The sequence below is a fragment of the Inquilinus sp. genome (assembly GCF_039594555.1).
GTDB lineage: Bacteria > Pseudomonadota > Alphaproteobacteria > DSM-16000 > Inquilinaceae > Inquilinus.
Map to the genome: position 1 here is coordinate 1 of NZ_JBCNNF010000317.1, position 7,965 is coordinate 7,965.

At 68.2% G+C, this 7,965-nt stretch carries 10 protein-coding genes; 4 read left to right on the forward strand and 6 right to left on the reverse strand.

Going from position 1 to position 7,965, the window contains the following annotated elements; translation table 11 throughout:
* From ABDW35_RS26700 to ABDW35_RS26715, 4 genes are all read left to right on the forward strand, one after another.
* Nucleotides 1–927, forward strand: a 927-nt coding sequence (locus ABDW35_RS26700; protein ID WP_343716893.1) for a glutamate--tRNA ligase family protein, incomplete at its 5' end; no start/stop codon positions are given.
* A 185-nt stretch (nt 928–1,112) separates the two neighbouring features.
* The gene (locus ABDW35_RS26705; RefSeq protein ID WP_343716894.1) at nt 1,113–2,429 is read left to right on the forward strand and encodes a citrate synthase; all 1,317 of its coding nucleotides are present in this window, start codon (nt 1,113–1,115) and stop codon (nt 2,427–2,429) included.
* On the forward strand, nt 2,422–2,631 hold the full coding sequence (locus ABDW35_RS26710) for a hypothetical protein (protein ID WP_343716895.1): 210 nt from the start codon (nt 2,422–2,424) through the stop codon (nt 2,629–2,631). The genes ABDW35_RS26705 and ABDW35_RS26710 overlap by 8 nt, the downstream gene beginning before the upstream one ends.
* A 92-nt stretch (nt 2,632–2,723) precedes the next feature.
* Nucleotides 2,724–2,861, forward strand: a complete 138-nt coding sequence (locus tag ABDW35_RS26715) for a hypothetical protein (protein ID WP_343716896.1) — start codon at nt 2,724–2,726, stop codon at nt 2,859–2,861.
* A gap of 10 nt (nt 2,862–2,871) precedes the next feature.
* Here the strand turns inward: ABDW35_RS26715 and lpxB are convergent, their stop codons facing one another.
* The 6 genes from lpxB to ABDW35_RS26745 form a co-directional block, all read right to left on the reverse strand.
* Nucleotides 2,872–4,044, reverse strand: a complete 1,173-nt coding sequence (gene lpxB / locus ABDW35_RS26720) for a lipid-A-disaccharide synthase (protein WP_343716897.1) — start codon at nt 4,042–4,044, stop codon at nt 2,872–2,874.
* Nucleotides 4,041–4,868, reverse strand: a complete 828-nt coding sequence (lpxI, locus tag ABDW35_RS26725) for a UDP-2,3-diacylglucosamine diphosphatase LpxI (RefSeq protein ID WP_343716898.1) — start codon at nt 4,866–4,868, stop codon at nt 4,041–4,043. The genes lpxB and lpxI overlap by 4 nt, the downstream gene beginning before the upstream one ends.
* Nucleotides 4,858–5,667 carry an acyl-ACP--UDP-N-acetylglucosamine O-acyltransferase gene (gene lpxA, locus ABDW35_RS26730; protein ID WP_343716899.1) on the reverse strand — a complete coding sequence of 270 codons (810 nt, stop codon included), beginning with the start codon at nt 5,665–5,667 and terminating at the stop codon, nt 4,858–4,860. The genes lpxI and lpxA overlap by 11 nt, the downstream gene beginning before the upstream one ends.
* Nucleotides 5,664–6,137: a 3-hydroxyacyl-ACP dehydratase FabZ gene (fabZ, locus tag ABDW35_RS26735; RefSeq protein ID WP_343716900.1), complete on the reverse strand. Its 474-nt coding sequence runs from the start codon at nt 6,135–6,137 to the stop codon at nt 5,664–5,666. The genes lpxA and fabZ overlap by 4 nt, the downstream gene beginning before the upstream one ends.
* 1 nt (nt 6,138) lies before the next feature.
* Nucleotides 6,139–7,161, reverse strand: a complete 1,023-nt coding sequence (gene lpxD / locus ABDW35_RS26740) for a UDP-3-O-(3-hydroxymyristoyl)glucosamine N-acyltransferase (RefSeq protein ID WP_343716901.1) — start codon at nt 7,159–7,161, stop codon at nt 6,139–6,141.
* 166 nt (nt 7,162–7,327) lie between these two features.
* A partial coding sequence (locus ABDW35_RS26745; RefSeq protein WP_343716902.1) for a BamA/TamA family outer membrane protein occupies nt 7,328–7,965 on the reverse strand: 638 nt, incomplete at its 5' end.

A 7,965-nucleotide genomic window follows, 5' to 3' on the forward strand; every position in this document is an offset into this window, starting at 1 on the left:
GTCACGGTGCAGAACGACCAGTTGGACGACATGGTGCTGCTGCGGGCCGACGGCACGCCGGTCTACATGCTGTCGGTGGTGGTCGACGACATCGACATGGGCATCACCCAGGTGATCCGCGGCGACGACCACCTGACCAACACCTTCCGCCAGGTGCAGCTGTACAACGCGATCGGCGCCCCGGCGCCGGACTTCGCCCATATCCCGCTGATCCACGGGCCAGACGGCGCCAAGCTGTCGAAGCGGCACGGCGCGCTGGGCATCGAGGCCTACCGCGACATGGGCTACCTGCCGGCGGCGTTGCGCAACTACCTGCTGCGGCTCGGCTGGGGCCATGGCGACGAGGAGGTGATCCCGACCGAGAAGGCGATCGAGTGGTTCGACCTCGACGGCGTCGGCCGGTCGCCCTCGCGGCTCGACTTCGCCAAGCTGGAGAACCTCAACGGCATCTACATGCGCGAGACGCCGGACGCCGAGCTGCTGGAGCGGATCACGCCGAATCTGGAGACCGCGCTGGGCCGGTCGCTGGACGACGCCGACCGTGCCATCCTGCTGCTGGCCATGACCGGGCTGAAACAGCGCGCCAAGACGCTGGTCGAGCTGGCCGACAGCGCCCTGTTCTACCTTCGCTCCGGCCCGCTGCCGATGAACGAGGCGGCGCTGAAGATCCTGACCGGCGACGCCCGCGCCCTGCTGGGCCGGCTGTTCACGGCCCTGTCCGGCCTGAACGACTGGACCGAGGCGGCGCTGGAAGCCGAGGTCAACCGGATCGCCGAATCCGAGGGGCTGAAGCTGGGCAAGGTGGCACAACCGCTGCGTGCGGCATTGACCGGATCGAACGTGTCACCAGGTATCTTCGAGGTGGCTGCGATCCTCGGCCGGGACGAGGCGCTGCGCCGGATCCGCGAAGCTGCCGACGGTTCTTAAGGGCCGCCGACAAGCCGTTGATATATCTTCTTAATTCCAAAAAAGCCTAAAAAACAGGCGATCGAAATCTGTCGTTGGAAGGGCCCAAGTCGCGTTGATCTTGCTCCGCCGCGCGACTATCCTCGCGGCCGACGGAGCGGATGACCTGCGTTTCCAGTACGAAGCCCCCGCTCAAGGACATCGTCATGCCCGATACGAAGACCCCCGTGGCGCAGAAGACCGTCACGCTGACCGACAACTCGACCGGCAAGTCGGTGGAGTTGCCTGTGATCGACGGGACCATGGGCCCGAGCGTCATCGATATCCGCAAGCTGTATGCGGAGACCGGGATGTTCACCTACGACCCCGGCTTCACCTCGACCGGCTCCTGCGACAGCCAGATCACCTTCATCGACGGCGACGAGGGCGTCCTGCTGCATCGCGGCTATGCCATCGACGACCTGGCGGAGAAGAGCAACTTTCTCGAGGTCTGCTACCTGCTGCTCCACGGCGAGCTGCCGAACGCGTCGCAGGCCGCGGAGTTCGAGCACACCATCACCCGCCACACGATGGTGCATGAGCAGATCCACCACTTCTATCGCGGTTTCCGCCGCGACGCCCACCCGATGGCGGTGCTGTGCGGCGTCACCGGCGCGCTGTCGGCCTTCTATCACGATTCCACCGACATCCATGACCCGCGGCAGCGCGAGGTCGCGTCGCACCGGCTGATCGCCAAGCTGCCGACCCTGGCGGCCATGGCCTACAAATACTCGATCGGCCAGCCCTTCATGTATCCGCGCAACGACCTGAGCTTCGCGGAGAACTTCCTGTACATGACCTTCGCCGTGCCGGCGGAGCCGTACAAGGTGAACCCGGTGCTGTCCCGCGCCATGGACCGCATCCTGATCCTGCACGCCGATCACGAGCAGAACGCGTCGACCTCGACCGTGCGCCTGGCCGGCTCCAGCGGCGCCAACCCCTTCGCCTGCATCGCCGCCGGCATCGCCTCGCTGTGGGGCCCGGCCCATGGCGGCGCCAATGAGGCGGTGCTGAAGATGCTGGGCGAGATCGGCACCAAGGACCGCGTCGGCGAGTTCGTCAAGCGCGCCAAGGACAAGGACGATCCGTTCCGGCTGATGGGCTTCGGCCACCGCGTCTACAAGAACTACGATCCGCGCGCCAAGGTGATGCGCGCCACCTGCTACGAGGTGCTGGAGGAACTCGGGATCAAGGATCCGCTGCTCGACCTCGCCATGGCGCTGGAGAAGATCGCGCTCGAGGACGAGTACTTCGTCGAGCGCAAGCTGTACCCGAATGTGGATTTCTATTCGGGCATCATCCTGAAGGCGATGGGCTTCCCGACCAGCATGTTCACCGTGCTGTTCGCCGTGGCCCGCACCGTCGGCTGGATCGCGCAGTGGACCGAGATGATCGGCGACCCGCACCAGAAGATCGGGCGGCCGCGCCAGCTCTTCACCGGCCACACGCCGCGCGACTTCGTATCGCTGAGCGAGCGTGGCTAAACCGGGCAACACCCGGATCGACCGCACCGGCCCGCGCGCCCCAGGGCGCCCGGGCCGGCCGGTCGGCATTTCGACCATACCGCGGCCGGTACCCCGGGCCGCGAACACAAACCGGGCACCGCTGCGCGCCAAGCTCCGCGCTACCGCCGCCATTCTCGCGGTCCTCGCCGGCGCGGCGCTGCTGACCTACCTGTTCTCCTGAAATTCGGTCTTCCGCGGTCCGGATCGGGAACGAATCCCATGCCTCCGGCCTTTGACGATGCGCCGCCATCCGACACCGCCGCGGAGAGCCTCATGACAAAACTGATCTGCGTTCTGCTGGTCGCGGCAGGCTTGGTGAGCGGTTGCGTCTATGTCGGAGACGGTCATCCGCGCGGCGGCTACGGCAACAATTTCTGCCCGCCGGGGCAGGCCAAAAAAGGCAATTGCTGATCGGTCGGGATCAGGCCCGACGCCCCTGCCCGATCACGTCGAGCACCACCTGGGCCGCCCGGTCGCCCGGCACCGCGCCGTCCGGTAGCAGCATCATCCGCGCCACCTCGTCATAGGCCGAACGCTGGGCAGCCACCGCAGCCGGATCGGTCAGCAGCCGGTCCACCGCCTGGGCAAGCTTCTCCGGCGTGCAGTTCTCCTGCAGCAGTTCCGGCACCGCCGGCCGGTCCAACATGATGTTGACCAGATTGGCGTATCTGGTCGTCAGCATGCGCCGGACGACGAAGGCCGAGAGCGGATTGACGCGATAGGCGATGATGCTGGGCACCCGCCCCAGCCCCAGTTCCAGCGCAACGGTGCCGGAGGCGGCGAGCGCCGCGTCGCTGGCGGCAAAGGCGTCGTATTTCTCGCCGTCACCCTCGATCACGATCGGGCTGCCGGGCCAGGATGCCACCGCCGCGCGCACCGGCGCCGCCACAGTCTCCACCGTCGGCACGGCGAGGCGCAACCCGGGGTGCCGCGACGCCAGCGCCCGCACCGTCTCCCCGAAGACCGGCAGCAGCCGCTGGATCTCGCCCCGCCGGCTGCCGGGCAGCACGGTCAGCAGCTTGGCATCCGGCGCAATGCCATGCGCCTGTCGGAACCGGGCGCCGTTGCCCTGCCCCGCCGCGGTCTCGATGATCGGGTGGCCGACATAGGTGGTGGGCAGGCCGTGCCGCTCGAACCAGGGCGGCTCGAAAGGCAGTTGCACCATCAGGTGGTCGACCAGCCCGGCCAGCTTGCGCGCCCGGCCGGGCCGCCAAGCCCAGACCTTGGGCGCGACAAAATGCACGATCGGGAAGGTCCGGTCCGCCAGCCGCGCCGCGACCCGGGCGTTGAAGGCCAGCCCGTCGATCGACACCATCGCGTCCGGCTTCGCCGCCAGCGCCGCCTCGGCGGTGCGGCGGATCCGGTCGAACAGCCGCGGCAGCTGTGGCAGCAGCTCGACCGCGCCCATCACCGCGATGTCGGCCAGCGGGAACAGGCTCTGCAGCCCCTCCGCCGCCATGCGGGCGCCGCCGACGCCGCTGAACCGCACCCCGTCGCCGCAGCGGCGCTTCAGCGCCGCCATCAGGCTGGCGCCCATCAGGTCGCCCGACGGCTCGGTCGCCACCAGGAAGATGTGCGGAGCCGACGTCGTCATTCGCCCTCCGCCAGGCAGAGCACGAACAGCCCGTGCCGGTCGGCCGCCTGTCGCACCGCCTCGGAATCGATGATCATGGCGCCGCCGGCCTCGACCACGATGCCGCGCAGCCCGGCGGCCGCGGCCAGTTCGACCGTGGTGACGCCGATCGTCGGCGGATCCAGCCGGACATCCTGCTGCGGCTTCTTGGCCTTGACCAGCACGCCGCCAGGGCCCGGCCGGGCCAGCGGCCCGCACCGGCGCAGCATCGCATCCGTGCCCTCTGCCGCCTCGACCGCCAGGACATAGCCATGCTGCACCACCGAGCCCTGGCCGATATCGAGCCGACCGATCTCGCGAGCGATCTCGCGCGCCTTGGCGATGTCGGCCTGCGCCAGCTCGTCCGGCGCGGTCCGGGTCAGCAGGCCGGGCTTGGCCAGGAAGTCGTCGATCACCTCATGCAGGGCGACGAGGTGGAAGCCCTCCTCCTGCAGCACCCGGCGTAGCGCAGTCAGCAGCGCGTCGTCGCCGAGCGAGGAGAAGCCGATGCGGGTCAGGATCCGCACCGCCTTGAAATCGGGCATCAGCTCGAACAGGCTCGGCCGGCGGATGTTGCCGACCGGGCACAGCGTGCGGGCGCCCTGGCGCTTCAGCTCGTCGATCCAGCGGCCGGCAGCACCCAGCCGGGTCCAGAAATGCGGCACATCCGCACCCTCGACCAGGGCCGGGTCGGTCATGCCGCGATAGGCGACGACCACGAAGTCCCGTCCGGCCTGACGGCACGCCTCGACCAGCCGCCCGGGCAGCGGGCCGGCGGCAGCCAGGATCCCAAGCTTATCCGGCATGCCGGCGGCGGGCGGGCTGCATCACGTTGCGGCCAGAATCGGCGTCGATGAAGGCGAGGATGCGCTGCACCACCTCGTTGTCGCCGAATTTCTCCCGCGTCTCTTCGATGCGCTCGGCGAATTGCGCCTCGCCTTCGAACAGGGTGCGGTAGGCGGCCAGCAGCGACTGGATCTGCGGCTTGGTGAAACCTCGGCGCTTCAGCCCGACCAGGTTCAGCCCGTTCAGCGTCGCGGTCTCGCCGATCGCCAGGCCGAAGGGGATGATGTCGTTGCGCACCGGCGTCATGCCGCCGACGAAGCTGTGGGCACCGAGGCGAAGATGCTGGTGGATGGCGCTGTTGCCGCCGATGATGACATGGTCCTCGATCGTCACATGGCCGGCCAGGACGGCGTTATTGGCCATGATGATGTGGCTGCCGAGGATGCAGTCATGGGCGACATGCGTGTTCACCATGAACATGCAGTTGTCGCCGACCACGGTCTTCATCTTGTCGCCGCGCGTGCCCGGATTCATGGTCACGTGCTCGCGGATGACGTTGTTGGCGCCGATGATCAGTTGCGACTTCTCGCCGGAGAACTTGAGGTCCTGCGGCGGCAGGCCGAGCGAGACGAAGGGGAAGATCTTCGTCTTCGGGCCAATGCTGGTGCGGCCGGCAATGACGACATGCGAGATCAACTCGACCCCGTCGCCCAACTCGACATCCGGGCCGACGGTGCAGAACGGGCCGATGCTGACTCCGGCCCCGAGCTTCGCCGCGGGGTCGACCAGGGCCATCGGGTGAATGGTGGCAGAGCTCATAGATCGTCCATGATCATGGCGGCGAATTCGGCCTCCGCCACCAGCGTGCCGTCGACCTTGGCCTCGCCCGTGAACTTCCAGACATTGCGGCGCTGCTGCAGCTTGCGGACATGGACCCGCAGGCTGTCGCCCGGCGTCACCGGCCGGCGGAACCGGGCGTTGTCGACGGTCATGAAATAGACCAGCTTGCCCTTGGCGCTCTCGCCCAGGGTCGCGACCACCAGAACGGCTGCGGTCTGCGCCATGGATTCCACGATCATTACGCCCGGCATCACCGGGTAGCGCGGGAAGTGGCCCTGGAAGAACCCCTCATTGATGGTGACGTTCTTGATCCCGGTGCAGCTCTCGTTGGGCACCACATCGACCACGCGATCCACCAGGATCATCGGATAACGATGCGGGATCAACTCCATGATCTTGAGGATGTCCAGCTGCGACATGTTCTTCTTGTCGCTGGCGGCTCCGTCCATCTCAGTCGCCCTTCCCTTCGGCTAGACGCGCTAGCATGACCTGCTGCCGGAAAAACTGACGCTTGGGGATGGCGGGCGATCCCACCACCTCCGCACCGGGGTCGACATCGCGCATCACCCCCGCATTCGCGGCGATCTTCGCCCCTGCACCGATGGTGAGATGGCCCGCGAGACCAGCCTTGGCAGCCAGAACGGCGAAATCGCCCAACTTGGTGCTCCCCGCCACGCCTGCCTGCGCGACGATGACGGCGCCTCGTCCGACCTGCACGTTGTGCCCGATCTGCACCAGATTATCAATCATCGCTCCCCGGCCGATCACCGTGTCCGGCCCAGCCCCGCGGTCGATGGTGGAGTTGGCGCCGACCTCGACATCATCCTCGATGATGACGCGGCCGAGCTGCGGCAGGCGCACATGCCCAGCGGCATCCATGGCGAAGCCGAAGCCGTCCTGGCCGATGCGGGCGCCGGGATAGATCGTCACCCGCGCCCCGACCAGGCAGTGGGTCAGCGATGCGCCCGGCCCGACCACGCTGCGCTCGCCCAGCACCACGCCGGCGCCGATCACCGCATTCGGGCCGATCCGGCAGCCCGCGCCGATCTCGGCCCCGGCCTCGATCACCGCGCCCGGCCCGATCTCCACCCCCTCGCCGATCACAGCGGTCGGGTCGACCGCGGCGGTGGCGGCGATGCCAGGGCGGGCCAGCGGCGACGGGAAGAAGGCCTGGGCGATCAGGGCATAGCCCTTGTAGGGCTTCGGCGTCAGCAGCAGCGCCATTCCGGCGGGCGCCCGGTCGGCCAGGGCCGGGGCGACCACGCAGGCGCCCGCCTTGCTGGCGGCGAAGGCGTCGACATATTTGCGGTTGTCGAGGAAGCTGATGTCGTTGGGGCCGGCCGCGTCGAGCGGCGCGACACTGACGATCGGCCGCGCCGGGTCAGCCCCGGGCGCGAGGGTCGCGTCGGCGATCTCGGCGAGGCGGCCGAGCGGGAATGGACCGGCGCTGCGAAAGAACCGCGGATCGGGCATGGGCGCTCTCTCTGCTCACGGCTGGCGAAGGGCGGCCGCCCGCCCATCCAGCCGAGGCAGCACCCCGACCACGACGCCGGGGCGCTGACCAACGAAAGCGGCGCCGGCTGGAACCGGCGCCGCGAAGGGGTCGTGCGACCGTGGAAGCGGGCCGCTGCCGCACCAATCAGAATCGCGTGCCGAAGCTGATGTGGATCTGCTCCTGCTTGTCGTAGTGCTCCTTGGCGAACGGATAGGCGAAGTCCAGCCGGATCGGACCGAAGGGCGAGCCCCAGGACACGCCGACACCGGCCGAGGCGCGCAGCGCCGCGTCGTCGACGACGCCGGAGCCGTTGTCGTTCACACCCCACAGCGTGCCGAAATCGGTGAAGGTGTGGCCCTGGAGGGCGAATTCACTGGGCAGGCCGAGCGGGAAGCTGAGCTCGACCGAGCCGAGAGCGAAGTTGTTGCCGCCCAAGGCGTCCTTGTCCTTCGAGCCCAGATCGCGCGGGCCGATACCGCCGGTCTGGAAGCCGCGGAAGGAGTTGCCGCCGAGGAAGAAGCGGTCGTTGATGCGGACGTCCTCGCCGAGGCCGATGATGTTGCCGAGCTGGCCGCCGATGTTCAGCACCATGGAGTCGGTGACCGGGTAGTACCAGTCGGCGCTGAGCTGTGTCTTGAAGTAGTGCACGTCGCCGCCGAGACCCGCGATTTCGTTCGACAGCGTGATCCGGTAGCCGTCGGTCGGGTTGATGCGGCTGTCCAGCTGGTCATAGGTCAGGGTCTGCTGCACCGCGGAGGACAGGGTGTTGCCTTCCTGCTCGC